Annotated in this window: 1 pseudogene; it reads right to left on the reverse strand. The window is 65.3% G+C overall.

Annotation, left to right across the window (positions count from 1 at the left end):
• Positions 1 to 320, reverse strand: a pseudogene (locus tag PA598K_RS35675) (hypothetical protein); the annotation flags it as partial.

Raw genomic sequence — 320 nt, forward strand, 5'->3', positions numbered from 1 at the left:
GCCTTCGCGCCGGAGCCGCCAGCCCGACGGGGGCCAGGCGCCGATCGCTCCAGCGTATGTAGGAAGTCAGCTACATCCATCTGCACCGAGATGTCCGCCCACACCTTGCTCCCCAGCTCCGCAGGATCGATATCGACCTGGATCAGCAATGCGCCACGGGCGAAAGTCTGCGGCTGCGTGCCGGTCTGACGGGTATCGAGCCGCGAGCCGAGCACCAGCAGCAGATCGCAGTTGGCGATCGCCCAGTTCGCGTAACGGTGACCATAGGAGCCGATCAGCCCGAGGCGCAATATCCCGGCCTCTTCCGCTACAGCATCCAG

Origin of the sequence: Paenibacillus sp. 598K (genome assembly GCF_003851045.1) — a bacterium.
Taxonomy (GTDB): Bacteria; Bacillota; Bacilli; order Paenibacillales; family Paenibacillaceae; genus Paenibacillus_D.